We start from the raw sequence: 26,430 nt of genomic DNA, 5'->3' as shown, positions 1-26,430 counted from the left end.
CCATGGCTGGCTTGGTACTTCGCGAAACCGACTTCAGGGCCAATCGCAACCGTCAGTCGGGTATGACTACGTCCGGGTCAGAACCGGGCGCTGTCGAGGTATGCGCGCGTGTGCGCGGTGTCCTGCATCCGGGTTTCGTCCGTCGGCAGTTCGGCTGCTTCGGCTTTCCCAGACAGGCTGGCGGCGGCTACAGCAGCGGGCGCTGCGGTACCGGCCAGTTTCAGGAAGTCGCGGCGGGTTGCGCCTTCTTCCTTGGTCTTGCTCATGGGCTCCTCCTGTCCCAATTGCGGTTTGGTGCCTAAAGGCACCGGCGAATGGCGGGCTAGGCCGCCGTCATTCGAAAGGCTTCACGTTCGATCTCCATGAACACCCGACCAGCCGTGCCGACCGAGGCGTAGAGAACCGAGTTCTCGGCACCTTCCAAATCCGAATAGAAATGCGCGGCCCAGGGCCCGATATGTTTGCTCCAGAACGCCTTTTGATCTTCCAGCGTGGCGGGCGCGCCGAACCGACCGACGATCATGCCCGCCATCATTTCCATTAGCGAGGCGATGTTGTCTTCGGGTTCATAAACATTCTTCGCCCGGGTGATGCCCCGCGCGGCCATGTCATTGCGTAGCTGCGCCAGGGGTTTTTCGTTCAGAAATCCCGTCAGGTAGAAAGAGGCATAAGGCAGCAGTTCGCCTCGGCCCAATCCGATGAACAGTGCGTTGAATTCGCGCTCTGCGGCGGCAGGCTTGGTCACCTTGGCCACCCGTGCCATTGCCTGAATGGCCTGACCTAGATCCGAGTCATCACCGCTTAGCCCGGCCATCTGATCCAAAAGCAACTGATCGGGTGGACCGGCCAATAGCAGGCCAAGAAAATTATAGAAATCCGCACGCAGACGATCCTCAGTTGAGATATCCAATGTTTGCGCGTTGTCTGCGGTCATAGAGTTATCCTTCGAATTCGAATTTCATACGGCGTGGAGCAGGGGTGAGTTCGATTTCCTCTGGCTCTTCCATTTCAACCATCTGTGGGGCTTCCGGTTCTGGTTCGACGGCGTTGATCGGTTCTTCACCTGACTCGATCGCCTCGGGCATGTCAGCTTCTGTTTCTGCTTCGGACATTTCCGCCTCGGCAGCGAGCGCTTCGACATGCGCCAACATACCCTTGCCAACCTGATACGCGGTCTGGATGTTCTCAATCACGCAAGCCGCATCGGTATAATCCTCGCCGTAATCGACCAGCCCGTCGACATTGGCCAGAACAGGATTTAACCGCCATAGGCGCCGCAAGGCGCGGCGGCGCAGACGGTCAGGTACAGCTTTGGCCATGAAGCCCGAGACATCATCGCCGGCTTCCAGTGTATCGGGATCGGGCAGATCAAACTCGGCCAGAATTTCAGCGTCGCTTTTTTCCTCCAACTCAGCTTGCCGCGTTGTGATAATCTGTTCCTCTGCGGCCAAAGCTTCTGCTTCGGTCTCGGCCTGAACGGCGGCCTTGCGGCGGGACCAGAAATCGCGGGCCTGGGTCATTGCAGCACCCGACGCGGAGCCCGGTAGACATCTGAATCCTGCCGGATTCGTGCATCGCCCTTGCCGTCTTCCACCAGATCGGTGCGTTTCTTGTCCCGTTTACGTTTTATGAACACCTCGTCCTGATGATGCTGCAGGGTGAAATCGCGGAGCCATGCAATCAACCCTTCGGTCATCGGAATCTTCTCAACGATCTCTTCGCCGGTATCCGCATAATCCTGACCCTCGAACGGTGAGGCGGTGATCAATACGGCATTCAGGGGTGTTTCGCCTTTCAGCTCATCCCGCAAAACCAGGTACAGCGAAGGTTGACCGTCCGACAGGTTGACCATGTAGGCTTCGGTTTCATCGGCCCACAGGGTGAGGGGCAGGGTGGCTGCATGGTATTCGATGGCCTCACCTTCACGTCGCAACTCTTGCCAGTCGGCAGGCTTTGCACCTGGCAAAACAGCGACCGCGCGCCAGTTCCAACGCGCCCAGCGTGTCACCCCGGGTGTTCTGCGCACGACGACGCCAATTGTCATTTCAGTCCGGCTTGCGGCCTTGGCCACTGGCTCCTCCCCGGAAGGCTCTCCCCTGCCTTCCATTGATGTACTATGTTACATAAATTGGCGACCTGCCAAGTCTAGTTTCGCCTAATATGAGACATTCACTTAGAGTTTATTTCCAACTTCAGGTTTTGATGGCGATTTGTGATGAAAAATAATGCACATATCGGGATTTTCTCTGATGCTTCGCATTGCCTCGGCGCGGATTGGGTCTAAGCTGCTGATGGGGCAGAACGCAGCGTCGGGAGGGGAAATGGCCAGCAAGCTCATATTGTGTGATTGCGAGGGGACGCAGTCCCTGAACGCAGATGGTATTTCTGCAGCCTGCGATACGGAGTGCTCGAAGGTGCATACCGCCCTTTGTACGCGCCAGATTCAAACTGCCGCCGAGTTGATGACGGGCGATGAGCAGGTGGTGTTTGCCTGCGCTCAGGAAAGTGCAGTTTTTAGTGAGCTTGCCGAGGAACTGGGTGTTGAAGTGCCCGGATTTGTCGATCTGCGCGACCGGGCTGGCTGGTCCGAACAGGGTACCGATGCAACCCCCAAAATGGCTGCGCTCGCGGCTGAGGCATTACTGCCGCAGCCAGTGACCCCAAGTTTCGATGTCATCAGTGAAGGAACCTGCTGTATTTTGGGGCCCGGAGAGGTTGTCTTTCCGTTGGCCGAACAGCTGTCCGCTGTGTTGGCCGTGACTGTGCTTTTGGTTGACGATGCAGAACCGCTAAGCCGCAACTATGACGTTGCGCGCGCACGAATACGCAGACTGACCGGCGCGCTGGGCGGATTTGTTTGGCATCTGGATCAGGTGCAGCAACTAGATCCCGGCGGACGCGGAGAATTTGGTTGGAGCGCACCCCGTGACGGTGCAACGTCGCGTTGCGACATTGTTGTTGATCTGACCGGAGCAACACCTTTGGTTAATGCCCCCGAAAAGCGCGAGGGGTACTTGCGCGCTGATCCTCGCGATGCGGTGGCCGTCGCGCGTCTTGCTTTTGAAGCGGTGCAACTGGTCGGGACCTTTGAAAAACCGCTCTATGTCCGATTGGATGAGACGCTTTGCGCCCATTCGCGAGCGGAACAAACGGGGTGTTCAAACTGTCTGGACGTCTGCCCGACCGGTGCGATCACACCGGCTGGCGATCATGTAGCCATTGATCCGATGATTTGCGCTGGGTGCGGTGAGTGTTCGGCGTTGTGCCCGTCGACTGCCATTACATATGAAGACCCTCCGGTCTCGGCGGTATTGTCGCGGATGCACATACTGGCCCGGACCTTCCGGCGCGCGGGCGGCGTTGCACCGCGATTACTGGTGCACGACGCCCATGGGGCGCAGATGATCCGGATGGCGGCCCGGTTTGGACGGGGACTGCCAGCGGATGTCATTCCGCTGGAGCTGAATGTGGTTTCGGGCTTTGGACATGCCGAGATGCTCGCAGCGCTGGCGCATGGCTTTGCGCGCGCCGATATCCTGATTAGCCCTAAGACTGAACGGGACGCGCTTGATCGTGAATTAGAGCTGGCTCGGGCTATCGAAGTGCACGACGCGCTGAGTCTGATTGATGAAACCGACCCGGATGCGCTGGCAGATCTGCTTTATGCGCAGAATGTTCCGCAGCCATTGGCTGATCCGGTGCTTCCACTGGGTAATCGTCGTCAAATAGCGCGTCTGGCGGCGCAAGCTTTGAACCCGGAGGTCGAGGTGCCGCTGGCCTTGCCCGAGGGCGCGCCTTATGGCGCGATTGCAGTGAATACCGACACCTGTACATTGTGCCTGAGTTGCGTGTCCCTTTGCCCATCGGGGGCGCTGATCGATAACCCGGACAAGCCGCAGTTGAATTTCCAGCAGGACGCCTGCCTGCAATGCGGGATTTGCCGAACGATCTGCCCAGAACAGGCGATCACACTAGTGCCCCAGCTTGATCTGAGCGACCAAGCGCTGTCACAACAGGTGCTGAATGAAGAGGAACCCTTTGAATGCGTCGAATGCGGCGCAGCGTTTGGCGTTAAATCAACGGTTGAGCGGATCATGGAAAAGTTGTCGGGCACACATCCGATGTTCGCGACCTCGGATCAGGCGCGGATGATCCAGATGTGCGACAATTGCCGGGTGAACGCCCAGTTCCATAGCGCTGACAATCCGTTTCAATCCGCCCCCAGACCACGGGTCGTCACAACGGATGATTACCTTTCAAAGCGCAAGGATCACTGAAGTTGCAGTGGCGCGCCCAGATCGGCGGCGCGCATGGCGGTCACGAAAGCCAGAATTGCTTCGAGGTCATCCAGGCTCATCTCGACCGGATGGATCGGCGAGGGGCGCTCGGGCGGGAAAGGTTCGGTGACGCCCTCGATCTGTGTGAAAGCTGGGTGTGGGTTCAGGGCAAAGAACGCCTGAAACCGTTCCGACCAGTCGGGCATTGCGCGCAGCACTGCGAAAGACGGGGTCGAACCCAGCCCGTTCATCCGATTCTGTGGGCCAATCACATGGCACCGGCCACAATGGGTCATCGACAGATCTTCGCCAAGCAGCGCGTTTCCGTCGACCACGACCTCTTCGGTAACAGTGGCAGTTTCGAAACTTGCGCTAAAGGGCGTGCCCTCGTCGGGGATGAAGTTTTCAACCGTCCGTCTGCCAATGTCGGAAAGTAGCCATTCACGAAACCTTACCTGCTTGGCGCTGTCGTCGATTCGTAGATGATAGACCACCCCGTCACGGGCAAAGACCGGATCGCCGGGCGAACTCGGGGCCAGTGACATGACGCCGCTTTCATCCGCAACAACACGTATTCCGGTCTTGAGAGAAAAGCGCGGAAGAATATGTTGCAAAAGACCTGAGTTTGTCACCTCATCCGGGGCGGCAAGGCCCAATGCCTCTTGCGACCAAGAGGGGGTGGCGGTGAGCGTCAGGCTCAGGCACAACAGGACAAAGCGCATGGTTAAGCCTAACGGTGGCTGACCCGATGCGTCAAATGTACAAAATGAGACGGAGACACATGCAATGAGCGGCGACTATATTCTGTCGATACGCAAGGCGCCCAGCGTGGGGCGGATCAAGGGGAAGACGGCATGAGCATCCGTGATGCAGTTCTAGCGAACTTAAAGAAGATTACCGATCCGGTTTCTGGTCAGGATATTGTGAGCGCGGGTATCGTGCGTGCATTGAATGTTGAAGGCGATACCGTTCGGTTTGTGCTGGAGATCGATCCCAAACAGGCCGAGGAGATGGAGCCCGTACGCGCCACAGCCGAACAGGCGGCGCAGATGGTTGATGGTGTTTCCAAGGTCTCGGCAATGTTGACCGCGCATTCGGACAAGGCGCCGCCTGATTTGAAGCCCAAGCCAAAGCCCTCGCAAACCGGACCGCAGGCCGTTCCCGGTGTGGACCGGATCATCGCGATTGCGTCGGGCAAGGGTGGCGTGGGCAAGTCCACCGTGTCGGCCAACCTTGCCTGCGCGCTGGCTGCTGAAGGCCGTCGCGTAGGCCTGTTGGACGCAGACGTATATGGCCCTTCACAACCCCGGATGCTGGGTGTGTCGGGGCGACCGGCCAGCCCAGATGGTAAGACGATCCTGCCGCTGCGCAATCACGGTGTCACCATGATGTCGATGGGGTTAATGACCAACGAAGGGCAGGCGGTTGTCTGGCGCGGCCCCATGCTGATGGGCGCCTTGCAGCAGATGATGAGTCAGGTGCAATGGGGCGCATTGGATGTGTTGATCGTTGATCTGCCCCCCGGAACCGGCGATGTGCAACTGACGCTGAGCCAAAAGTTTCAAGTGGATGGAGCCATTGTCGTTTCAACCCCACAGGATGTTGCTTTGATCGACGCCCGCAAGGGGATCGATATGTTCAACCAGCTCAAGACGCCCATTGTTGGGATGATCGAAAACATGTCGACGCACATTTGCTCGAATTGCGGACACGAAGAGCATGTCTTTGGCCATGGCGGTGTTGCCTCAGAAGCTGAGGCGCTGGGCGTGCCATTGCTGGGGGAAATTCCGCTGCATCTGGATATCCGAGTTGCCGCCGACGGGGGTGCCCCCATCGTGGTCAGCAAACCTGACAGCCCGCAAGCCGAAGCCTTCCGCAAGATCGCCCGCGACATGATTGCCAAGGGCAACGCGTGACCCAGCCAGTCTTTCCCCCATTGCTCAAAGGGCAACCTGCCAAGGCTGGCGAAGACCCGTTCGAGCGGGCGCAGGCGATGGCAGCACTGGGCTGTGACGCGGGAACTGTGGTCCACAATATTCAGGCGGATCGTCTGCGCGTTGCGATAGTATTCGCGCCCGAGGTTCCGTTGCGGGATGCTATGGCGATGCTGCCGCTTTGTGCTGTCGGGTTCCAGAATGCGCTGGGCGCGCTGGCCCCGCCCGAGGTCGCGGTGCACTTGGGTTGGGATGGGCTGATCTGTGTAAACGGTGCAAAATGTGGGACAATAAAAGTCTCAGCCTCGTCTGCCGAGGTGGATGAGGTTCCCGATTGGCTGATCGTTGGTTGGAAACTGGCCTTGCTTCAAACCAGCGATGCACCGGGGGAAACACCGGATGTTACCTCGCTCTATGATGAAGGATGCGCCGAGGTTTCTGCGACGCAGTTGGTCGAGAGCTGGTCGCGTCACATGTTGACCTGGTTGAACCGCTGGAACGAGGACGGTAACGCGCCGCTTCACGCAGAGTGGATGGGGCTGCTGCGCGGTGTCGGAGAACCTATTGCAGAAGGGGGTGTCTTTCTGGGCACCGATGAGCGCTTCGGTATGCTGATCCGCGACGGCGCGGACACACATATACGCCCGCTGACAGAATTATTGGAGACCGCCAGATGAAACTCGCCCGTGCTATCCATTTTGATGAAAGCGATATGAACGTGTTTCATTCACCCGCAAGAACCGGTGAATGGTGCATCTCGGGCGGATTCGAGTTTTCGAACTGGAGTGAGGCTGATCTGGAAGGTAAGGCGCGTCAGGCCTTTGCCAATGGATGGCTGGGGCTTGAAACCTTCGGGCGCGTTACATTTGTTGCCGTTACGCGGGTCGAGCAGGCCGAGATTAACCAGATCACGCAATATCTGGCCGAGCATTTCGTGCAATTCTACGGCGCGCCTTCGGTTGAAGCCGCGTTAGAAGTGGCGCAGGCCGAAATCTCGCATATGTACGAGCTGTGCGAAGATCATGCCCCGAACACATTGCTGACCGTCGCCCGAGAGCTGACGGGTGCAGGCGTGCACGAGGCATTCCGCGTGATCGCCCCGCAAGAGGCGCAACTTGAAGCGTTGGCCGTCCACGGCTCGCTGGACGATTAGATCAGATCGGCGAAGCCGCCGAATTGTCCGCGCTTGAAGATCAGCCCCTGACCTGGGCGATGCATGACCTGTTCAACATGACCAACAAGGATCAGGTGGTCACCTGCCTCATGACGGGCCGACAGGCGGCAATCGAAGCGGGCGAGGCATTCCGCAAGTCGGGGGCGCCCGGCGTCATCCTCCTGCCAATCCGCATGGGAAAAATCGAACCCGTTTCGCGCGAATTGCAATGCTTGGTCGTGCTGGTCCTGCGCCATTACATGGATCGCGTAATGTTCGCAGTTGTGGAACGCGTCGTACCGGTTCGAGCCCCGATCGAGACACCACAGGACCAGCGGCGGGTCCAGCGATACAGACGCAAATGAGTTCACCGTGATTGCTGCAGGGCCCTCGGAGGTATTTGTGGTCACAACGGTGACGCCGGTGCCGAAACAGCCCAAGGCCTCGCGAAAGGCAAGGCTTTGCTCGGGGCTGGGAATGAAAGTTTTTTCCGTCATCGCGCGCTCGTACATGGGCCTGTCTCAGGTGCCACGCGACGCCGGGATTGTCCACGGAAAGCTGCGGTGATTTTAGGAATTTCTGGTCAGTTCAGGTCTTCAAGCAACCGTCCGTGTTTGCGAGTCTCGGTGATGACGTCGCCAAAGGTCACCAAATTACGGGCCGTAAGCATCGGTAGCATCCGAACCAGCACTTCGGCGGTCGCGACGGCATCACCCAAGGCCGTGTGACGCAGGGCTTCGGGAATTGTTATGCCAAGCCGTTCGCAGACAGCGTCCAGCGTATGCGTTTCGCTTGCCCCGAACAGCACCGCCGACAGCAGGACCGTATCCAGAATGGGGTGGCTCCATTCCACCCCCATACGCTCGGCATGGCGGCGCAGGAAAGCCATGTCGAATGGTGCGTTATGGGCAACAATGACAGCATCCCGGGCAAATTGGTGAAAGCTGCGACCGGCCTCGGCAATATCAGGCGCACCCTGAACCATCCGGTCGCTGACCTTATGCACTTTGGTTGAAGCTGGGGGGATCGGGATGCCGGGGTCGACCAGGGTATCCAGCCGTTCGCCTTCGACGATCTTACCCTTTACGACGCGCACCGCACCGATCTGTACGATCTCATCCTTATGCGGGAGCAGGCCCGTGGTTTCGGTGTCAAAGACTACGAAGCAGAGGTCCAACAGGGGTCTATCTTCAAACGCGTCATCGCCGGGTGTGTCGAGAAGTTCGAAATCGTAAACCAGCGGGCGGGCCGCGTCGGGGTCGATCTGCGCAGCACTGTCATCGAAGACCAGCATGTAACCAGGGGCATCGCCCAATGGTTTCATACGGGCAGAATAGGATTGCCGCCCATCAACACTGGTTAGTGTGCAATGGACGTCTTTCCCGGTTTTGATCAGCTTCGCGTAGGAATCCGTCAGACCGGTCGCTTCGAGGTAGTCAAAAAGCGAGGCGTTTAGCCGAGGATGTGCGATCTGTGCCAGAACCTCAGCCGCCTGCGCGTCATATAGAACGATCTGATGCTTCGGTCCGGCCAAAAGCATTGCAACCGGGATCTCGGTCAGCAGCGCGGTGAGACGCTGTTTTTCCGAGGCCAGATGGGCCGTTTCCGCGGCCACGGCCTCAGCCGTGGTCATGGCGTTGGCAGCCAGTTGTTCGGCCAGTCCAGCGGCGGCGGGGGCCAGATCGCCCAAATAGCGCGCCGCCTGAAGGTCCAGATCCGTGCTGACCCCGGCGTGTGCGCGCGCCCGGAGTTGGGCCGAGAGCCGCTCGATTGGTTTTGCAACGTTATCATCAAAAAGAAGCCAGACTCCGGCAACCAGCGCCAACATTCCAAACGCGATCAGTATCTCTGCGAAGATGAACGCATCCATAAGAGCGGGATCACTTGCCCTCTGATAACCGACCCACAAAGCCAGGGTGCTGATGATCAGCCCTCCTGCCGCAAGTAATAGGAAGAACAGGAACACCCTCAGGCGCAGGCTCAGATGGTTCAACATAGTCAGACCCCGCAGGTTGCCTCGATTACCGGATCTTCAGCGTCGATCTTGATCCAGCTGGCGTTCAGCAAACGTCCGTCATCGGCGAATTCGGCCCCGTCTGCCAGGTTGGCGCGGCTGTTTTCGGCGCAGTTTACAGCGACCGGCATCTTCGAGACCGGTGCCCAGCGACCAAAAAAGTAAAGATCAACCAGACGCTCGTCCGGCAAATTGGCATTGGTGCGTACCGATGTGGCGTCGATCGCAGCAAAGCGGTCGACAAAGGGCACGGCGTACGTCCAAGGGCGATAAAAGGCGCGGCTTTCCACCTCCTGCACGATGGTGAGGCTGTCGGGCAGTTGGTCGCGCGTACGGTCATACCAAGAATACTCGCTGGTAATCGTCATACCGATCATCCCCGCACCTGCCGCAACCGGCGCGGCCCATTTGGGCAAGCGGCCCCCGGTCAGCTTGTTCACCACCATCACGACACCCGCAAAGGCGAAGCCTGCAAAAATCGTGCCGATCAGTTCCAGAAACATGTGATTTCTCCGTTCATTTCCAGTTTCTTAACCCAGCATTCCTTTGCCATGGCCAACCGCTGATTGCATGGTTTTTACCACGACAAAGGCATCGCGGAGATGACTTCGCTCAAAGTCCGACAATTCAGCGGGTGGCAGGTAATTGTCTGGTGCATCCCCGGATTTGACCAGACGCACTTGATGTTCCAATCGGGTCTCAGCGATCAGGTCATATGCGTCCAGTAAATCGCGTGCGCCAGACGCGCTGAGCACACCCGCAGCCTCGGCGGCGCTAAGACGGGCGCGGGTGTTCGCTTCGGTTAATTGTCCCTGCAGGCTGTAGATGCGTGCCAGATCCACGACAGGCACCACGCCATTATGCTTGAGGTCGAGCGTATTGCGATGCTCACCCGAACGTATGGTGGCGAACCCACGCAGCAGGCCCAGAGGAGGGGTGTGTTTCAGTGAGTTCGAAATCATATGCGCGACAAAGATCGAATTCGCATTGGCTGCCGCCAGCGTATCGGCCTGCAGGTCGGTGAACAGATCGAAGGACCCTCCGATGGGCCGCAGGTCAAACATCACCGAGGCCAGCATTTGCGCCTCGGGGTTGGGTTTGGCAATCCAGCCATTGAAATACTCGCGCCAGACACGCACGGGCTGGCACCAGCGAGGGTTGGTCGCCATCATGTCACCGGGGCAATAGAAATAACCGCAGGTATCCAGCCCGTCTGAGACGAATTTGGCCAGCGCAGCGAAGTAGGCCATATCACCGTCTGCCACACTGTCATCAAGCATCAGGCAATTGTCCTGATCAGAAACTCCGGTCTGTTCCTGCCGTCCTTGCGAGCCGCAAGCAAGCCACAAGTAGGGCACTGGCGGCGCACCCAGTTCAGCCTCAGCCAGTGCCAGCAACCGCCGCGTCGCAGTGTCTGCGATGTCGGTGATCAGCCGTGTAACGATCTCGTGCCGGTTGCCACCCGCGACGAGTTGGACCAGAAGTTGTGGTATCTCAACGGTGACTTGAGCCATCTCTTGCGGGCTGTCGGCGCGGGCAATTCGTCCTACCAACTCGGCAGAATTGACCGCCTGATAGCGGGTGAGGTCGGTTTGGGTTACGATTCCGACCAGCTTACCGGCCTCGGAAATTGGAATATGACCGATGCCACGTTCCATCATCACGTGTAATACGTCCGAGCCGATATCTGTCGGGGCAAGAATGATTGGATCGGCGGTCATGATCGCCGAAACCGCGGTGTCAGCGGGCATCGCCTCGGCGACGTATTTGCCGGAAATATCGCGGAGGGTTGCGATACCCAACAATCTGTCCCCTTCGGTCACGCAAAGCGATGAGATATGGCGGTCGCGCATGATCTGCGCGGCGTTTTGAACCGGAGTATCGGGCGGGCAGGTGGCAGGGTCACGAGCCATCAGCACATCAATTGCACTGGTAGCCAGGCTTTGCGGTCCGCTCCGCCCTCCGCGTGAACGGTTAAAGAACTTGGACACCACATCGTGACCTTCGATCAGGTTTTTCACAAGGTCTGGCGGCAACACGATCAACACTGACGGCGTGTGCGCGCGCGCATGTGTGGCGGCTTTGCCGTCCTTCAGCAATCCGCGCTCACCAAAAGAATTGCGCAATCCCAGATGCGAAACGACAGCGCCGTTCTCATCGGTAATTTCTACCTGTCCTTCATAGATCACAAAGACGCCGGGCAGAGCGTTGCCCAACTGGTAAATGCTGCCATCGGCATCGACTTCGCGCACTTCGATCTGCTTGGCCAGATCGTCCAAAGCATCATGGGGCAACGAGTCATAGGGGTGTACAGACTTCAGAAACCGGGTGATTTCGTCATGGGACAGGGGCATTTACGCTCTCCGGAGTTCCGAATAAAAAATCCCGCCCGGTGGTGTGCCGGGCGGGAACAGTAAGTCGAAAGATGCGATCGAAGACAAGAGCCGCCGACCGCATCACACTCAGTGATCCTGAGCTGCGCCCGCACCACGGGGAATGCGAATGCTTTCGACCATATCTTTGATCTCCTGCGGAGTCTCTTTGGTCATACCGGCAACGACGTAGGCGACGCCGAAGTTGATCATCGCACCGATGGCGCCGAACGAGGTCGACTTGATCGGACCCAGAAGCGGATCAGCATCGGTGAACGAGTTGGTGCCCGGAATGAACAGCCAGCCCTTATGCAGGAAGATGTAGACCAGGGTTACGGTCAGACCAGCCAGCATACCTGCAACCGCGCCGGTGTTGTTGATGCGGGTCGAGAAGATCCCCATCATCAGCGCCGGGAAGATCGAGGCTGCTGCCAGACCAAAGGCCAAGGCCACGGTTTGTGCCGCAAAGCCCGGAGGGTTGAGACCCAGGTAGGTTGCAACCACGATGGCTACAGCCATGGCAATCCGTGCCGCCAGAAGTTCACCCTTTTCAGAGATCGACGGGTTGATTGCACCTTTGACAAGGTCATGGGACACAGCCGACGAGATCGCCAGCAGCAGGCCCGCAGCGGTTGACAGAGCAGCCGCAAGACCACCAGCAGCGACCAGACCAATCACCCAACCTGGCAAGTTGGCAATCTCAGGATTGGCCAGAACCAGGATGTCGCGGTTGAACTTAGTCAGCTCGTTACCGACCCAGCCTTTTTCTTCGGCGATTGCAGTCATCGCCTCGGATTTGTCGTTGTAGTACTGGATCTTGCCGTCGCCGTTCTTGTCTTCCCAATCCAGCAGACCGGTTTTCTGCCAAGTGGCCATCCAGTCGTAACGCGGATCATTGTCGATTTCCTCAACCGAAACAGCGCCACCTTCGATGCCACCATTGGGCCACATCATGTCGGTGATGTTCAGGCGCGCCATTGCACCAACAGCAGGAGCCGTCAGGTACAGCAGAGCGATGAAGACCAGCGCCCAGCCTGCCGACCAACGTGCGTCAGACACTTTGGGAACGGTGAAGAAGCGCATGATGACGTGCGGCAGACCAGCTGTACCGATCATCAGCGACAAGGTGAACAGCACCATGTTCAGCGTGTTCGAGTGGTGGGCCGTGTAGTCGTTGAAGCCCAGCTCGGTCACGATGGCGTCCAGCTTGGTCAGCAGGGGTTCACCGCTGGCGGTGTCACCAAACAGACCCAGCGCCGGAACAGGCGTGCCGGTCAGCTGCAGCGAGATAAAGATGGCCGGGATGGTATAAGCGGTGATCAGCACGCAGTACTGAGCGACCTGAGTGTAGGTCACGCCCTTCATCCCACCAAACACTGCGTAGGCAAACACAACGCCGGCGCCGATCAGCAGACCTGTAGTGTTGGACACTTCGAGGAAGCGGCCAAAGGCCACGCCAACACCGGTCATCTGACCGATCACGTAGGTCACCGACGCAACGATCAGACAGATCACAGCAACGATACGTGCGGTCTGGCTGTAGAAACGGTCGCCGATGAATTCCGACACGGTGAACTTGCCGAACTTACGCAGGTAGGGCGCAAGCAGCAGAGCCAGCAGCACGTAGCCACCGGTCCAACCCATCAGGAAGGTCGAGTTGTCATAGCCGGTAAAGGCAATCAGGCCCGCCATCGAGATGAACGAGGCCGCAGACATCCAGTCCGCTGCTGTCGCCATACCGTTGGTGACCGGGTGAACGCCGCGACCGGCGGCATAGAATTCCGATGTGGAACCCGCACGGGCCCAGATCGCGATGCCGATGTAAAGCGCAAAAGACGCGCCCACAAACAGCAGGTTGATGGTAAACTGATCCATGCCGATTACTCCTCGTCCACGCCGTGCTCAGCGTCGAGCTTGTTCATGCGCCAGGCGTAGTTGAAGATCAGCACCAGAAAGACCAGGATCGATCCTTGCTGAGCGAACCAAAAGCCCAGATCTGTACCGCCAACGGCGATGCCGGACAGCAGCGGACGCAGCAGAATGCCGAATCCAAACGACACCAGCGCCCAAATCGCGAGGCTGATGTAGATGAGGCGCAGGTTGGCCTGCCAATAGCCCTTGTCGGCTTCGGCAGTCTGCGCGGAGTTTGTTGAATGATCCGCCATCGCGGGTTCCTCCTTCGCTTCCCTCATTGGCGGCCCATTGCCCAACTCCTCCAGTGCGGTGGGCCGCTTCTCGGTTGTGCCAAACGCCCCGTGACGTCAGGCATAACTTCTCTGATCCGCCAAGGCGGGTCCATTGAAGTATTCTGATTTAGGATCAAAGCCCTAGGGCTTATCTCCTCCCCTTATTTCATGACCTCGCCGACAATCCCGTGAAGGTCTTGTGCGATGTCGTCGATCTGGCCCATGGCATCGATGCCTTTCAGCACGCCCTGGGCTTGATAGTAGTCAATCAGCGGTGCGGTCTGCGCGTGATAGGCCGCCAGACGCGACGCGACCGTCTCGGCATTGTCGTCGGCGCGGCGTTTGAATTCTGTGTGTCCGCACTTGTCGCATTTGCCGTCTTCGACGGGCTGCTTGTATGTGTCGTGATAGCCCTCACCGCATCCAGCGCAGGTGTAGCGACCCGAAATCCGCGTCACCATCTCGGCGTCTTCAACTTCAAGGCTGATGGCCGCGTTGATCTTCTGATCTGAAGACGCGAGCAGACCATCAAGAGCCTCGGCCTGGACTGTGGTCCGGGGGAAACCATCTAGTATGACGCCCTTGGCGCAGTCCGGTTCTGCCATGCGGTCGCGCAGGATCGCGATGACGATGCCGTCGCTGACAAGATCGCCTGCCTCCATAACCGCTTTGGCAGCATTACCAGCCTCGGTACCTGCGGCGACCGCGTCACGCAGCAGATCACCGGTGCTGAGTTGTACAAGCCCGAACTTCTCTTCAAGCATACGAGCCTGCGTACCCTTCCCGGCGCCCGGAGGGCCGAGAAGGATCAGAACAGCGGGGGATATGGTCGTGGCAGCGTCCATCACATCCTCACTTGTTTGCCCGGTTTTCGATCAGGTCTTCGACCACTGACGGATCGGCCAGGGTCGACGTATCGCCAAGCGAACCAAAGTCGTTCTCGGCAATCTTGCGCAGAATTCGGCGCATGATCTTGCCCGAGCGAGTCTTGGGCAGGCCGGGGGCCCACTGGATCACATCAGGCGAGGCAATCGGGCCGATCTCGGTCCGGACCCAGGTGCGCAGCTCTTTCAGCAGCTCATCCGACGGCTCGCGGTCATTCATCAAAGTGACATAGCAATAGATGCCTTGCCCTTTGATTTCATGGGGGTAACCAACCACAGCGGCCTCGGCGACGGCGGCATGGGCGACCAGCGCGCTTTCCACCTCGGCCGTGCCCATCCGGTGGCCGGAGACGTTGATTACATCATCGACGCGGCCAGTGATCCAGTAGTCGCCATCCTCATCGCGACGGCAGCCATCGCCGGTGAAGTAGTAGCCTTTATAGTCCGAGAAATAGGTCTTCTCGAACCGCTCATGATCGCCCCAGACGGTGCGCATCTGACCGGGCCAGCTGTCTTTGATGCACAGAACACCCTCAACGCCATTTCCCTCGATCTCAACACCGGATTGCGGGTCCAGAACTACCGGCTGGATGCCGAAGAACGGTTTCATCGCCGAGCCGGGCTTCATCGCATGCGCACCGGGCAGGGGGGTCATCAAGTGACCGCCGGTTTCGGTCTGCCACCAGGTGTCAACAATCGGGCATTTGCCTTTGCCAACAACTTCATTGTACCAGTTCCAAGCTTCCGGGTTGATCGGCTCGCCGACTGTGCCCAGCGTCCGGAGATCGCTCAGGTCGCATTTCTCGACGAACTCGGTACCCTGACCCATCAGAGCGCGAATTGCCGTCGGAGCGGTGTAGAACTGGTTCACCTTGTGCTTTTCGCACACCTGCCAGAAGCGTGATGCATCCGGATAGGTCGGCACGCCTTCGAACATCAGTGTGGTCGCGCCGTTGGCCAGTGGTCCGTAGACGATATAGCTGTGGCCGGTGACCCAGCCGACATCGGCGGTGCACCAGTAGACGTCGCCTTCATGGTAGTCGAATGTGATCTCATGCGTCATCGCGGCATAGACCAGATAACCGCCGGTCGTATGGACGACACCTTTGGGCTGACCGGTCGAACCGGAAGTATAGAGAATGAACAGCGGATCTTCGGCATTCATCTCGGCGGGTGCGCAATAGTCATCCGCTTCAAGCGCCATTTCGTTGTAATCATAGTCGCGGCCATCAATCCAAGTGGTCTGCCCACCGGTGCGTTTGACCACCAGACATTTCACGCTGTCTTTGCAGTGCAGCAGGGCCGCGTCTGCGTTGGACTTCAGCGGAGTCTTGCGGCCACCACGTGGTGCCTCATCGGCAGTGATGACGACCTTGGCATCACATCCGTTGACTCGGGCTGCCAACGCATCGGGTGAAAACCCAGCAAATACAATCGAATGGATTGCTCCGATCCGTGCACAAGCCAGCATCGCATAGGCGGCTTCAGGGATCATCGGCAGATAGATTACAACGCGGTCACCTTTGCGCACGCCCATCGACTCGAGAATATTGGCCATGCGGCAGGTGCGACGGTGCAGTTCGGCGTAGGTAATGTGCTGAGCTTCGTCGTTTGGATCATCCGGTTCCCAGATGATCGCTGTCTGATCGCCGCGCGTATTCAAATGACGATCAAGGCAGTTGGCCGAGACGTTTAGCGTGCCGTCCGCATACCAGTTGATACCAACCGAACCAAAATCATAGCTGACGTCTTTGACCTGAGTATAAGGCTTGATCCAGTCAACGCGCTTGCCTTGCTCATCCCAGAATGCTTCGGGGTTGTTGATCGACGCAGCGTACATATCTGCGTATTTGTCGGCGTCGACATGCGCACGGGCGACAGTTTCTGCGGATGGCGGATATGTCTTGGCATCTGCCTGGGCAGCGGTAGTCATCTTTGAGGCTCCTCCCTCTGGACTGGATTACATGGGACCGATTTTGCCAGCCGATCAGGCAATGTCGATCCGGTTCCTCCCCAAGTTGAATAATACGGGGATCAGAAAAGAAATAAATAAATTGCCATAATCCTTGGATTTCTTTGTAAAGAAATTTCATTTCCGGCACTAGCATTGTAAATAATTCTGAAATTGTGCGTAATATACACCTTAAATCAGCAAGATAGCTGTAATGACATAAGTGCTCATTGGCATGTGTCTGGGGCTTTGGCCGATAGCTTCACTTTAATCTCGAAGTCTGGTGGCGATAACACCACTTCTCCTCGCAGGGGTTGGCAGCTTCTAGACTTGGCGCTAGCTTCACAATCAAGCATCCCGATAGGGGGCGCAACTAAGGGAGATACCACTATGAAAAAGATGTTGAGCGGTGCGGCTTTTGCCGCCCTGAGTGTGGCGTTTGTCACCGAAGCAGCCGCGACCGAATGGAATGCCTCGGTCTGGGGTAAGCGCCGCGCATTTACCGAGCATGTTGAGAAACTGGCTGAACTGGTGAACGAAAAAACCGGCGGCGATTTCACCATCAATGTTAGCTATGGCGGATTGTCGAAGCCCAAGGAAAACCTGGATGGAATCGAGATTGGCGCGTTCGAGATGGCGCAGTTCTGTGCGGGCTATCACCGCGATAAGAACCGCGCGATCACCGTTTTGGAACTGCCCTTCCTTGGCGTAAACACATTGGATGAAGAGGTGGCCGTCAGCCACGCAGTCTACGATCATCCAGCAGTCAAGGACGAGATGGCGCAGTGGAACGCGCGCATCATCATGACTTCACCGATGCCTCAATATAATCTTGTTGGTACCGGTGACCCTCGTGATGAGCTTGCCGAGTTCGACGGTATGCGCGTACGCGCAACTGGCGGTTTGGGGCAAGCATTTGAAGCAGTTGGTGGCGTACCTACGTCCGTGCCTGCGACCGAAGCCTACAATGCGATGGAATCTGGCGTGGTCGATACCGTGGCCTTCGCTCAGCATGCGCATTTGTCATTCGGGACGATCAACGAAGCTGACTGGTGGACGGCCAATCTGAATCCTGGAACGGTAAACTGTCCGGTGGTGGTGAATATCGACGCTTATGAAGCGCTGCCAGCCGAACATCGCGAAGCGCTGGACAGCTCGATTAATGAGGCTATCGATCACTATCTGGCCAACTACGGTGGACTGCTTGAAAAGTGGGATGGCGTGCTGGCAGAGAAAGGCGTTGAAAAGGTCGAGATTGACGATGCCGTGCTTGAGGAGTTTCGCGCCAAAGCCGCTGATCCTATTCGCGCGAAGTGGATCGAAGACATGACCGCCCAGGGTCTGCCTGCGCAGGATCTTTATGATCTTGTGCAATCGACGCTGCAACAGCAGCGCGGCGGTAACTGATCGCCACAGCCGGGTGTCATTAGGCACCCGGCATCTCCTTCAATCAAAGGAATGCTGAGATGGCAGGACATGCCACGGTGCTTGAGGATGGCAGTCTTCTAAGCCGGTTGGATCACCGTTTGTTACGTCTAGAGCGTTTTATGGCGCTGATCAGCGGTTTCGCGGTTTTCGGGCTCATGGTGCTAGCTGTTGTGTCAGTCAGCGGCCGAAACGCCTTAAACGCGCCTTTGCCCGGATATGTTGACTGGATTGAACAGGCGATGCCCCTGATCGCGTTTCTGGGTATTTCGTTTGTGCAGCGCGATGGCGGGCACATCCGAATGGATATCGTTATCTCGCGCCTGAAAGGGCGGGCGCTGTGGTTGTTCGAGCTGATCTCGGTTCTGCTGATACTGCTGCTGATGCTGGCGCTGGTTTGGGGTAGTTGGTCCCACTTTGACCGGTCCTTTGACTTCGGCGCTCCGATGTGGAGTCGCGACAGCTCAATTGATATCGGGATTCCTATTTGGCCAGCCAAGCTGCTGGCACCCGTTGCTTTTTCGGTGCTGTGCGCCCGGCTAATCTTGCAGGTCTGGGGCTATGGACGCGCCTTCATGCTGGGGCTCGAGGCACCGGTGGCCGTACCGCTGATACAGGATGCCGCCGCACAGGCTGCAGCCGAGGCCGAACAATTCGAAGGACGTAACTGACCCATGGACACGATTGATATCGGCCTTTGGGTCACTGCCGGACTGTTGGTTCTTGTCGTCACTGGCATGCGGGTGGCATTTGCTGCAGGTCTGGCAGGGTTGGTTGGCCTTGTTTGGATATTCTGGGCAAAGTTTGGGTATGATCCCGAGCGGTTTGGTAAGGCACTGACGGTGGCCGTCAAAACGGCTGGCCAGGTGCCACATTCCAAGGTGGCGTCTCATACGCTGAGCCTGATCCCAACATTCATCCTGATCGGCTATCTAGCCTACTACGCTGGCCTGACCCGCGCCTTGTTTGAGGCGGCAAAACGCTGGGTGGCATGGGTGCCTGGCGGGTTGGCCGTTTCAACGATTTTTGCGACCGCCGGTTTCGCCGCCGTATCAGGTGCATCGGTCGCCACATCAGCCGTCTTTGCGCGCATCGCCATCCCTGAAATGCTGGCCGTCGGGTATAATAAACGTTTCGCCGCCGGTGTGGTTGCCGCTGGCGGGACCTTGGCCTCGCTAATCCCCCCATCTGCGATCCTTGTGATTTACGCCATCATTGTCGAGCAGGATGTGGGAAAACTGCTGCTCGCAGGCTTCATCCCCGGTGCGTTTTCGGCGGTGATCTATGGCTTGCTGATCGTCGGTATCGCCGTGATCTTCAAGTCCGTCGGACCGCCGGTCACCGGGTTTACCTGGAAACAACGATTTGCTGCTCTTCCGGGCGCACTGCCCATTGTGGCGGTGATCCTCATCATTATCTGCTTTGTTTACAACCCTTTCGGCGACAAGGCCTGGGGCACCCCGACCGAGGGCGGGGCCATCGGGGCCTTCATCGTGTTCTGCTTTGCCCTGATCCACGGCATGCGCTGGCCTGAATTCAAATCGGCCTTGCTTGAAACCGCCAAACTGACCGCCATGATTTTCGCGATTATTTGGGGTGTTTTGATCTACGTGCGCTTTCTTGGTTTCGCAGATCTGCCGGGGGCGTTTTCCGACTGGATCACTTCGCTCGAAATGTCGCCTATGTTGATCCTCATTTGCATCCTGCTGGCCTATGCCGTGCTGGGCATGTTCATGGATGCGATCGGTATGCTGCTCTTGACACTTCCGGTTGTGTATCCCGCCGTTATGGCCCTGAACGGAGGCGAGGCTGTCAGCGCAGCAGACAGCGCCTTTGGTATGTCCGGGCCGATGTGTGCGATCTGGTTTGGTATCTTGGTGGTCAAAATGGCCGAGTTCTGCCTGATCACACCTCCTATTGGTCTAAACTGTTTTGTTGTCGCAGGCGTGAGGCCCGATCTTAGTGTTCAGGATGTCTTCAAAGGTGTAACGCCGTTCTTCATTGCCGATGCTCTGACCATCGCACTGCTGGTGGCCTTTCCAGGGATTGTTCTCTACCTGCCATCGCTTGCGGGATAAGAAAAAGCCCCGGCCAAAGGCCGGGGCACAGTTTTAGAAGTGCGGGTTCTTTATCCTGCCCGCATCAACATCCCGAACAGATCCCGCGGGTCGTCTGGGTCTGCGAGCATGTCCAATGGCTCATAGAAATCAGTGCCTTCAATCGCGCTTTTGATGTAACGTAGTGCCGAGAAGTCCTCGATCGCGAAGCCGACACTGTCGAACAACGTGATCTGTCGATCATCGGTGCGGCCTTTGGCTTGTCCGGTCATAACTTCCCACATCTCGGTGACAGGGTGATCATTCTCCAGAGCTTGAATTTCACCTTCGATCCGCGTTTGCTCGGGGTATTCTACAAAGATATTCGAGCGCAGAAGGATATCGCGGTGCAGTTCGGTTTTGCCGGGGCAATCGCCGCCAATGGCGTTGATATGCACGCCAGGGCCGACCATGTTGTCGGTCAGGATGGTGGCGTATTTCTTGTCAGCGGTGCAGGTCGTTATGATCTGAGCGCCTTCGATTGCGTCCTCCGGCGTTTTGCAGGGCACGACCGTCAGCCCTTTGCCCTGCAGATTGGCTGCACATTTCGCCGTCGCGTTCGGGTCTGTGTCGTAGAGCCGGACCGTATCGATGCCGCACATGGCTTTGAAGGCGAGGCACTGGAACTCGGATTGCGCGCCGTTTCCAATCATCGCCATCGTCGTCGCGGATTTGGGCGCGAGGTATTTGCCGACCAGCGCAGAGGTTGCCGCTGTCCGCAAAGCAGTCAACATCGTCATTTCGGTCAACAATGTCGGGTAACCGGTATAGACATCAGCCAGCAGGCCAAACGCGGTCACGGTCTGCAGGCCCTCAGACGTGTTCTTGGGATGCCCGTTGACGTATTTGAACCCGTATGCCTCACCATCCGAGGTTGGCATCAGTTCGATCACCCCATGTGGTGAGTGGGCAGGGATGCGGGGCGTTTTGTCAAAGCTCTCCCAGCGTTTAAAATCGGATTCGATCTGCGCGGCAATCTGCGTGATCATCTGTTCGACCCCGATGTGGTGGACCAGACGCATCATGTTGTCGACGGATACAAATGGCACGAGGGCCTTATCAGAAGGTTGCATCAAAGACTCCTATCGGCGGGAAAGATGGATACCAGCGATCATACAACGTACGGATCCACCGGCTGTTTCTATTGTGGGAACCGAGAGCGGCAGCGGAGTTGCACTGGCTTCGATGATCGCGACTTGAACAGGTGTAAGAGCCTGTAGCGCTCGGCTGGACAACGCCAAGACAAGACCATCATTGCCACTAAGCTCAATTGCGTTTCCTGCAAAATCTGCAATCTGCTCATGGGACAGATCGATGACAGTACGGCCAGATTCTTCCAGCCGTGCCCGAACTGTTGCGCGGCGTTCCGGGTCGGAAATCATGTTCAAACAAATCAGCGCGTAGTGCGTCCCGATCCCCATCAGAACATTGGTGTGATAGACATCGCGTCCTTCGGCATCCTTTGCATCAAAGGCAATCGGCTCATAGTTGAAATGCGTACAGAAACGCTCCAACAACACCGGATCGGCGCGGTTGGATCGAACAGTGTAGGCAATACGGCCCACGTGATCCAGAACCATCGCGCCCGTGCCCTCAAGCGCGAGGTCGTCCTGTTCGAGGCCGGAATAGTCGATGACGTCTTGCACTCGATATTCCCGCTTCAGTAACTCAATTACATCTGAGCGTCTTTCGCGTCTGCGCGATGGAACGAACATCGGATAAACAGCGACATGACCGCCTGGATGGGTCGAAAACCAGTTGTTTGGGAACACGCTGTCGGGTGTGTCACGTTCGCCTTCGTCGTCAAACACATGAACGGTCACACCAGCAGCGCGAAGCTGTTCTACTGCTTTGTCATGCTCATCCCGCGCGGCAGCAGACGTCGCTGCAGCAGATCGATTTGCCAGTGTTTGAAATGCATTGTCGTCGCGGGTTTCAGGATTCGACGCAAATGCGTGCGGGCGCACCATCACGACAGCTGAAGGAGATTGAAGAGAAATCATCAGAAGCTCCGGGTTGGGCGATCGAAGATGCGACGACCCATCAGCGAGGCTGCAAGATCGACCATCAGTTTTGCGGTTCGGCCGCGCTCATCCAGGAATGGGTTCAGTTCAACTAGATCCAGCGAACAAACGAGACCGCTTTCATGCAGCAATTCCATGACCAGATGGGCCTCACGTTCGGTGGCACCGCCGGGGACAGTGGTGCCGACGGCTGGTGCGATCGACGGGTCAAGGAAATCTACATCCAGCGAGACATGCAGGATGCCGTTTGCTTCGCGCACTTTGTCAAGGAAGGCCAGTAGGGGTGTCTTGATCCCGTGCTCGTCGATGCTGCGCATATCGGCGAGCATCGCGTGATCTTTTTCCAATGCCGCGCGTTCGGCGGGATCGACCGAGCGCAAACCAATCATACCGACGCGATCCGTTGGGATCGGCGATATCAGCGGTGGAAAGGCGTCAAAGCCTGACTGGCCAGTGAAATAAGCGACCGGCGTTCCATGCAAATTGCCGCTGGCCGTACTGCTGGGCGTATGGAAATCACTATGTGCATCTAACCAGAGCACGAACAGAGGGCGCCCGATACGGTCCGCATGTGCCGCCATTCCTGCCACTGTGCCCATCGACAGGGCGTGATCACCGCCCATGAAAATGGGAAGGCCTTCAAGCGCGGCTTCCTGAGCCGTGCGGCTTAGTGCCTGTGTCCAGCCAACGCATTCCGGTAAAGAGAACAGATGGGTGTCTTCCGACATGTCGACGGCATCTGGTCGCGTGTCACCGATGTCCGACACAGAATGCCCGAGATCTGACAGCGCTTGGGCGAGACCCGCGACCCGATAGGCATCTGGACCCATCCGACAGCCTTGGCGGTGTTTGCCGGCATCCATCGGCGCTCCGGCGAGAATGATGTTCATTTTGCTCATAAGTCTATCTATCGATACGATATGAGTTGAGAAAAGAGATCAAATTGGTCAAAGTGAATTAGCTAATTCCGATTTGGTAATCACGCATGGACGAACTGGACAATCGCTTATTGAACGCACTGCACAGGGACGCTCGGGCGTCGTTGTCGGAACTGGCTGAACTGCTCGGGGTGACCCGAACAACCGTGCGCAGCCGACTAAAGCGGCTTCAGCAGTCTGGCGAAATCGTCGGCTTTACCGTTGTGACACGGCAGGGCGTATCGGAAAGCCCTGTTCGTGGATTGATGATGCTTGAGATCGCAGGCCGCGGGACCGAGCGGATCAGATCGCGGATCGCTGCGATGCGTCAGGTTCGGGCGGTGCACTCAACCAATGGAAGTTGGGATCTGATCGCAGAGATCGGAACTGATACACTGGATGAGCTTGATGAAGTCCTGTTCCAGATCCGTCGGATGGAGGGCGTTACACGATCTGAGACCAATCTGTTGCTTTCGACACGCAAGGGACGCTCGTGACGCGTTGGCCTAGGCCCTTTGCCGGATGGAAAATTCGTGCAAAGCTTTGAATTGACACTGATCTGAGGATCGCGGGGCAGGGGCGAACGGAATGACGACACAGCCGACAACGGAAGAGACACGCGCCGTACGTCTGGCCGAGTATGTGACAGGGCTGTTGGAAAAGCCGCTGGTCAAGATTGCGGTTCCGTTGCTGATTACAGGAATCGCGCTTGCGGTTCTGCATGACCTCTCTGCGCATGTTAAATGGTCAGATATCCAAAGCGATATCGCAGCGAAACCATGGAAATTCATGTTTTTTGCGATGTGCTGGACGGCTTTCAGTTTTCTGTCGCTTTCGTTCTACGATGTGCTTGCCGTGCAGAGCGTCGCCGATGGAAAAGTGCCTCTGCCCGTTGCGGGGATGGCCGGTGCAAGCGGCTATGCGGTATCGAACTGCCTGGGATTCTCCTATATCACCGGCACCGCGATCCGATACCGTATCTATGCGTCGCTGGGGCTTGATCTTGGCCGCGTGGCCGGGGTGATCGCGACCTCTTGGGTGGCGTTCTGGATGGGACTGATCCTGCTTTTGGGCCTGTTGCTTACAATACACCCGGATGGCATTTCCAAGGTCCTGCCGATCAGTGAAACGACGGAGACTGTGATCGGTCTGAGCATGTTGGCGGGGCTTGCGGTCTTGTTTGTCTGGCTTTCAAGCGGAGGGCGGCGATTGGCCTATGGTGGGTTTGGGTTCAACCTGCCGGGCGGCAAGCTGGCAAGTTTGCTGACAGTCGCGGCGGTAGGCGATCTGTTCGGCGCTTCAATGGCGCTGTATGTGCTCATGCCGGACGATCTGGGGGTTGGCTACCCGTATTTCTTCGCGGTCTATATAGGCGCTATAGCGGTGGGTATCCTTAGCCATGCACCGGGTGGAATCGGTGTGTTCGAAGCCACTCTGATCGCTGGTCTAGGGGCGTCGGGCCGGTCTGATGTGATCGCTGCGCTTCTGCTCTACCGACTGGTCTATACGTTCCTTCCGTTTGCCATCGCCAGCCTGTCGATCGCGGTCGCGTCGGTGCTGACACAGCGCCATCGCATCGGGGGCGCGGTCACTTGGGTCTATCGCGCAATTCGCCCCATTGTCCCGATGGTGGCTGCCGGCGTCGCGGCTGTGGCAGGAGTTATCCTGTTGGTTTCAGGGGCTTTGCCTTCCAGTACGCAGAACCTTGGCGTACTGCGAGAGGTTTTGCCTTTGTCATTTGTCGAGGCATCTCATCTTGCAGGCAGCGCCGTGGGTGTCCTACTGCTACTTGTCTCACGTGGCCTATTCCGCAAGCTCTATCGGGCATGGGTTGTTGCCATGCTTTTGATGGTGGCGGGTTTCTTCGCCTCGCTCGCCAAAGGGCTTGATACGCATGAAGCCCTTTCATTGCTGTTCACGATTGGCCTTTTGGCGATGTTTCGGGGTGCGTTTTACCGGGTAAGCGGTGCATCTATCTTTCGGCTAAATATCCCTTGGCTGGTCAGCGTCGTCGCGTTGCTGGCGGTGATTTTCTGGATTGGATTGTTCGCTTATTCCCATGTCGAATATCAAAACGCGCTGTGGTGGGACTTTGCCTGGAGTGGAGATGCCTCGCGATTCCTGCGGTCCAGCCTCGTGGTGGCCGTGATCGTTGGCATCGTGGCGGTGAACTCGCTGTTCGGCCGTGAAATCCCCGCGCCGGTTAGGACTGAAATCCCCGAAGTTGTCGAACGTCTCGTGATGGAGAGCGAAGACACCGAATCTCAGATTTCACTGACGGGTGATAAGCAATTCCTGATCTCGCCTGACGAAACCGCATTCCTTGCCTATGCCGATACTGGCAATGCGCTGATCACCAAAGGAGAGCCTGTGGGTGATGAGCAAGCGGGGCAGCAACTGATCTGGCAATTGCGAGAAATGGCCGATCGCGAAGGCAAGCTTTGTGCGTTTTACAGTGTATCGACCAAATATCTGCCGACATTCCTGGACCTGGGCCTGTCGATCCTGAAGATCGGAGAAGTGGCCCGCGTACCGCTGCAGAATTTCTCGCTGGACGGAAAATCGCGCAAACGGTTCCGGCAGGCGAAGAACAGGGCTGAGCGTGAGGGGTACAAGTTCGAAATTATCCCCAAAGAACAGCTTGCACCGGTGTTGCCCGAACTTCGTCAGATCTCGGACGATTGGTTGGCGCAAAAGGCAGGTGAGGAAAAGGGTTTTGCCTTGGGCGGCTTTGATGATGCCTACCTTTCTTATTTCGACCATGCGGTTCTGCGGGATGAGACGGGCAAGATCATGGCCTTTGCGAACCTGTTTCAAGGCGGAAACAAATCCGAACTGTCTCTGGATTTGATGCGTTATGAACCGGACAGCCCAAACTTTGTCATGGATGCGCTGTTTGCTGAGATGATGGTCTGGGGGTCCGAGCAGGGATTCCACTGGTTCTCACTGGGCGCAGCGCCATTTTCAGGGATCGAAAACCGGCAGTTGGCCTCGCTTTGGAATCGGATCGGTGGGTTCGTTTATGAACATGGCGAACAATTCTACCACTTCGAAGGCCTGCGCGCCTTCAAGCAGAAATTCGATCCGGAATGGAGCCCCAACTATCTAGCCAGCCCCGGCGGGTTGGCCGCGCCACGTATCCTCTACGAAGTTAACATCCTGATCTCGGGTGGCCTGCGCGGGTTGACGAAATAGGC

At 57.4% G+C, this 26,430-nt stretch carries 25 protein-coding genes; 9 read left to right on the top strand and 16 right to left on the bottom strand.

Going from position 1 to position 26,430, the window contains the following annotated elements; all coding sequences use genetic code 11:
- Positions 1-77 precede the first annotated feature (77 nt).
- Genes ACR0DK_RS12945 through ACR0DK_RS12930 form a run of 4 tightly spaced genes read right to left on the bottom strand, consistent with a single transcriptional unit; the run spans position 78 to position 2,071 of the window.
- Positions 78-266: a ubiquinol-cytochrome c reductase iron-sulfur subunit N-terminal domain-containing protein gene (locus ACR0DK_RS12945; RefSeq protein WP_170393361.1), complete on the bottom strand. Its 189-nt coding sequence runs from the start codon at positions 264-266 to the stop codon at positions 78-80.
- A 56-nt stretch (positions 267-322) separates the two neighbouring features.
- The gene (locus ACR0DK_RS12940) at positions 323-934 is read right to left on the bottom strand and encodes a TorD/DmsD family molecular chaperone (RefSeq protein WP_480736469.1); all 612 of its coding nucleotides are present in this window, start codon (positions 932-934) and stop codon (positions 323-325) included.
- A 4-nt stretch (positions 935-938) separates the two neighbouring features.
- Positions 939-1,520: a DUF3306 domain-containing protein gene (locus tag ACR0DK_RS12935; protein WP_170626027.1), complete on the bottom strand. Its 582-nt coding sequence runs from the start codon at positions 1,518-1,520 to the stop codon at positions 939-941.
- Positions 1,517-2,071, bottom strand: a complete 555-nt coding sequence (locus ACR0DK_RS12930; RefSeq protein ID WP_170393358.1) for a DUF3305 domain-containing protein — start codon at positions 2,069-2,071, stop codon at positions 1,517-1,519. Before ACR0DK_RS12930 ends, ACR0DK_RS12935 begins: the two co-directional genes overlap by 4 nt.
- Positions 2,072-2,321: 250 nt before the next feature.
- Between ACR0DK_RS12930 and ACR0DK_RS12925 the strand changes: the two genes are divergently transcribed.
- On the top strand, positions 2,322-4,277 hold the full coding sequence (locus tag ACR0DK_RS12925) for a 4Fe-4S binding protein (protein ID WP_480736628.1): 1,956 nt from the start codon (positions 2,322-2,324) through the stop codon (positions 4,275-4,277).
- Here ACR0DK_RS12925 and ACR0DK_RS12920 read toward each other — a convergent pair.
- The gene (locus ACR0DK_RS12920) at positions 4,271-4,999 is read right to left on the bottom strand and encodes a hypothetical protein (protein ID WP_480704576.1); all 729 of its coding nucleotides are present in this window, start codon (positions 4,997-4,999) and stop codon (positions 4,271-4,273) included. The two genes, ACR0DK_RS12925 and ACR0DK_RS12920, sit on opposite strands and share 7 nt — an antisense overlap.
- 132 nt (positions 5,000-5,131) lie before the next feature.
- On the opposite strand from ACR0DK_RS12920, the gene ACR0DK_RS12915 reads away from it, so the two are divergent.
- From ACR0DK_RS12915 to ACR0DK_RS12905, 3 genes are read left to right on the top strand one after another with little or no spacing between them, the layout of a single operon-like run.
- The gene (locus ACR0DK_RS12915; RefSeq protein ID WP_170510433.1) at positions 5,132-6,193 is read left to right on the top strand and encodes an Mrp/NBP35 family ATP-binding protein; all 1,062 of its coding nucleotides are present in this window, start codon (positions 5,132-5,134) and stop codon (positions 6,191-6,193) included.
- On the top strand, positions 6,190-6,888 hold the full coding sequence (locus ACR0DK_RS12910) for a biotin/lipoate--protein ligase family protein (protein WP_480736466.1): 699 nt from the start codon (positions 6,190-6,192) through the stop codon (positions 6,886-6,888). Before ACR0DK_RS12915 ends, ACR0DK_RS12910 begins: the two co-directional genes overlap by 4 nt.
- Positions 6,885-7,364 carry a DUF6505 family protein gene (locus tag ACR0DK_RS12905; RefSeq protein WP_480736464.1) on the top strand — a complete coding sequence of 160 codons (480 nt, stop codon included), beginning with the start codon at positions 6,885-6,887 and terminating at the stop codon, positions 7,362-7,364. The genes ACR0DK_RS12910 and ACR0DK_RS12905 overlap by 4 nt, the downstream gene beginning before the upstream one ends.
- Here the strand turns inward: ACR0DK_RS12905 and ACR0DK_RS12900 are convergent.
- The 8 genes from ACR0DK_RS12900 to acs all read right to left on the bottom strand — a co-directional run bounded on the left by ACR0DK_RS12900 (position 7,361) and on the right by acs (position 16,753).
- On the bottom strand, positions 7,361-7,861 hold the full coding sequence (locus tag ACR0DK_RS12900) for a flavin reductase family protein (RefSeq protein ID WP_170421191.1): 501 nt from the start codon (positions 7,859-7,861) through the stop codon (positions 7,361-7,363). The genes ACR0DK_RS12905 and ACR0DK_RS12900 overlap by 4 nt on opposite strands.
- Before the next feature lie 86 nt (positions 7,862-7,947).
- Positions 7,948-9,360, bottom strand: coding sequence for a 3'-5' exonuclease (locus ACR0DK_RS12895; protein ID WP_170405188.1), 1,413 nt, complete (start codon positions 9,358-9,360; stop codon positions 7,948-7,950).
- A gap of 2 nt (positions 9,361-9,362) precedes the next feature.
- On the bottom strand, positions 9,363-9,881 hold the full coding sequence (locus tag ACR0DK_RS12890; protein WP_170393351.1) for a hypothetical protein: 519 nt from the start codon (positions 9,879-9,881) through the stop codon (positions 9,363-9,365).
- A gap of 27 nt (positions 9,882-9,908) precedes the next feature.
- Positions 9,909-11,732 (bottom strand): DUF294 nucleotidyltransferase-like domain-containing protein, encoded by a 1,824-nt coding sequence (locus tag ACR0DK_RS12885; protein WP_480736462.1) that lies wholly within the window; start codon positions 11,730-11,732, stop codon positions 9,909-9,911.
- 108 nt (positions 11,733-11,840) lie between these two features.
- Positions 11,841-13,625, bottom strand: a complete 1,785-nt coding sequence (locus ACR0DK_RS12880) for a sodium:solute symporter family protein (RefSeq protein ID WP_170393349.1) — start codon at positions 13,623-13,625, stop codon at positions 11,841-11,843.
- A gap of 5 nt (positions 13,626-13,630) precedes the next feature.
- Positions 13,631-13,915 (bottom strand): DUF4212 domain-containing protein, encoded by a 285-nt coding sequence (locus ACR0DK_RS12875; protein WP_010439512.1) that lies wholly within the window; start codon positions 13,913-13,915, stop codon positions 13,631-13,633.
- Positions 13,916-14,097: 182 nt separating this feature from the next.
- Complete coding sequence (locus tag ACR0DK_RS12870; protein WP_170510418.1) at positions 14,098-14,781, bottom strand: adenylate kinase; 684 nt, start codon at positions 14,779-14,781, stop codon at positions 14,098-14,100.
- 7 nt (positions 14,782-14,788) lie between these two features.
- Positions 14,789-16,753, bottom strand: coding sequence for an acetate--CoA ligase (acs, locus tag ACR0DK_RS12865; protein WP_170405196.1), 1,965 nt, complete (start codon positions 16,751-16,753; stop codon positions 14,789-14,791).
- A 408-nt stretch (positions 16,754-17,161) separates the two neighbouring features.
- Here acs and ACR0DK_RS12860 point away from each other — a divergent pair, with 408 nt between their 5' ends.
- The 3 genes from ACR0DK_RS12860 to ACR0DK_RS12850 are packed head-to-tail and all read left to right on the top strand — an operon-like array spanning position 17,162 to position 20,274.
- On the top strand, positions 17,162-18,178 hold the full coding sequence (locus ACR0DK_RS12860) for a C4-dicarboxylate TRAP transporter substrate-binding protein (protein WP_170393346.1): 1,017 nt from the start codon (positions 17,162-17,164) through the stop codon (positions 18,176-18,178).
- Positions 18,179-18,237: 59 nt separating this feature from the next.
- Positions 18,238-18,867: a TRAP transporter small permease subunit gene (locus ACR0DK_RS12855; RefSeq protein WP_170393345.1), complete on the top strand. Its 630-nt coding sequence runs from the start codon at positions 18,238-18,240 to the stop codon at positions 18,865-18,867.
- A gap of 3 nt (positions 18,868-18,870) precedes the next feature.
- Entirely contained in the window at positions 18,871-20,274 is a 1,404-nt protein-coding gene (locus ACR0DK_RS12850) for a TRAP transporter large permease (protein WP_170393344.1), read from the top strand.
- A gap of 50 nt (positions 20,275-20,324) precedes the next feature.
- On the opposite strand, the gene ACR0DK_RS12845 is transcribed toward ACR0DK_RS12850, so the two are convergent.
- The 3 genes from ACR0DK_RS12845 to rocF are packed head-to-tail and all read right to left on the bottom strand — an operon-like array spanning position 20,325 to position 23,215.
- Complete coding sequence (locus ACR0DK_RS12845; protein WP_170662270.1) at positions 20,325-21,368, bottom strand: ornithine cyclodeaminase; 1,044 nt, start codon at positions 21,366-21,368, stop codon at positions 20,325-20,327.
- A 6-nt stretch (positions 21,369-21,374) separates the two neighbouring features.
- The gene (gene ctlX / locus ACR0DK_RS12840; protein ID WP_480736454.1) at positions 21,375-22,295 is read right to left on the bottom strand and encodes a citrulline utilization hydrolase CtlX; all 921 of its coding nucleotides are present in this window, start codon (positions 22,293-22,295) and stop codon (positions 21,375-21,377) included.
- On the bottom strand, positions 22,295-23,215 hold the full coding sequence (rocF, locus tag ACR0DK_RS12835) for an arginase (RefSeq protein ID WP_170801112.1): 921 nt from the start codon (positions 23,213-23,215) through the stop codon (positions 22,295-22,297). Before rocF ends, ctlX begins: the two co-directional genes overlap by 1 nt.
- An 86-nt stretch (positions 23,216-23,301) precedes the next feature.
- On the opposite strand from rocF, the gene ACR0DK_RS12830 reads away from it, so the two are divergent.
- Both ACR0DK_RS12830 and mprF read left to right on the top strand, forming a co-directional pair.
- Positions 23,302-23,730, top strand: a complete 429-nt coding sequence (locus ACR0DK_RS12830) for an Lrp/AsnC family transcriptional regulator (RefSeq protein ID WP_170393340.1) — start codon at positions 23,302-23,304, stop codon at positions 23,728-23,730.
- A 91-nt stretch (positions 23,731-23,821) separates the two neighbouring features.
- Complete coding sequence (gene mprF, locus ACR0DK_RS12825) at positions 23,822-26,428, top strand: bifunctional lysylphosphatidylglycerol flippase/synthetase MprF (RefSeq protein WP_480736451.1); 2,607 nt, start codon at positions 23,822-23,824, stop codon at positions 26,426-26,428.
- The last annotated feature ends 2 nt before the right edge of the window (positions 26,429-26,430 follow it).

Source organism: Ruegeria sp. CE6, assembly GCF_056537485.1.
This window is presented reverse-complemented; position numbering and strand designations above follow the sequence as displayed.

Coding starts and splice junctions, on each gene's coding strand:
- acs (WP_170405196.1), bottom strand. CDS start 16,753: ATGACTACCGCTGCCCAGGCAGATGCCAAGACATATCCGCCATCCGCA.
- ACR0DK_RS12880 (WP_170393349.1), bottom strand. CDS start 13,625: ATGGATCAGTTTACCATCAACCTGCTGTTTGTGGGCGCGTCTTTTGCG.
- ACR0DK_RS12830 (WP_170393340.1), top strand. CDS start 23,302: ATGGACGAACTGGACAATCGCTTATTGAACGCACTGCACAGGGACGCT.
- ACR0DK_RS12925 (WP_480736628.1), top strand. CDS start 2,322: ATGGCCAGCAAGCTCATATTGTGTGATTGCGAGGGGACGCAGTCCCTG.
- ACR0DK_RS12875 (WP_010439512.1), bottom strand. CDS start 13,915: ATGGCGGATCATTCAACAAACTCCGCGCAGACTGCCGAAGCCGACAAG.
- mprF (WP_480736451.1), top strand. CDS start 23,822: ATGACGACACAGCCGACAACGGAAGAGACACGCGCCGTACGTCTGGCC.
- ACR0DK_RS12905 (WP_480736464.1), top strand. CDS start 6,885: ATGAAACTCGCCCGTGCTATCCATTTTGATGAAAGCGATATGAACGTG.
- ACR0DK_RS12900 (WP_170421191.1), bottom strand. CDS start 7,861: ATGACGGAAAAAACTTTCATTCCCAGCCCCGAGCAAAGCCTTGCCTTT.
- ACR0DK_RS12890 (WP_170393351.1), bottom strand. CDS start 9,881: ATGTTTCTGGAACTGATCGGCACGATTTTTGCAGGCTTCGCCTTTGCG.
- ACR0DK_RS12870 (WP_170510418.1), bottom strand. CDS start 14,781: ATGGACGCTGCCACGACCATATCCCCCGCTGTTCTGATCCTTCTCGGC.
- ACR0DK_RS12850 (WP_170393344.1), top strand. CDS start 18,871: ATGGACACGATTGATATCGGCCTTTGGGTCACTGCCGGACTGTTGGTT.
- ACR0DK_RS12940 (WP_480736469.1), bottom strand. CDS start 934: ATGACCGCAGACAACGCGCAAACATTGGATATCTCAACTGAGGATCGT.
- ACR0DK_RS12860 (WP_170393346.1), top strand. CDS start 17,162: ATGAAAAAGATGTTGAGCGGTGCGGCTTTTGCCGCCCTGAGTGTGGCG.
- ACR0DK_RS12915 (WP_170510433.1), top strand. CDS start 5,132: ATGAGCATCCGTGATGCAGTTCTAGCGAACTTAAAGAAGATTACCGAT.
- ACR0DK_RS12885 (WP_480736462.1), bottom strand. CDS start 11,732: ATGCCCCTGTCCCATGACGAAATCACCCGGTTTCTGAAGTCTGTACAC.
- ACR0DK_RS12855 (WP_170393345.1), top strand. CDS start 18,238: ATGGCAGGACATGCCACGGTGCTTGAGGATGGCAGTCTTCTAAGCCGG.
- ACR0DK_RS12945 (WP_170393361.1), bottom strand. CDS start 266: ATGAGCAAGACCAAGGAAGAAGGCGCAACCCGCCGCGACTTCCTGAAA.
- ACR0DK_RS12920 (WP_480704576.1), bottom strand. CDS start 4,999: ATGCGCTTTGTCCTGTTGTGCCTGAGCCTGACGCTCACCGCCACCCCC.
- ctlX (WP_480736454.1), bottom strand. CDS start 22,295: ATGATTTCTCTTCAATCTCCTTCAGCTGTCGTGATGGTGCGCCCGCAC.
- ACR0DK_RS12935 (WP_170626027.1), bottom strand. CDS start 1,520: ATGACCCAGGCCCGCGATTTCTGGTCCCGCCGCAAGGCCGCCGTTCAG.
- rocF (WP_170801112.1), bottom strand. CDS start 23,215: ATGAGCAAAATGAACATCATTCTCGCCGGAGCGCCGATGGATGCCGGC.
- ACR0DK_RS12895 (WP_170405188.1), bottom strand. CDS start 9,360: ATGTTGAACCATCTGAGCCTGCGCCTGAGGGTGTTCCTGTTCTTCCTA.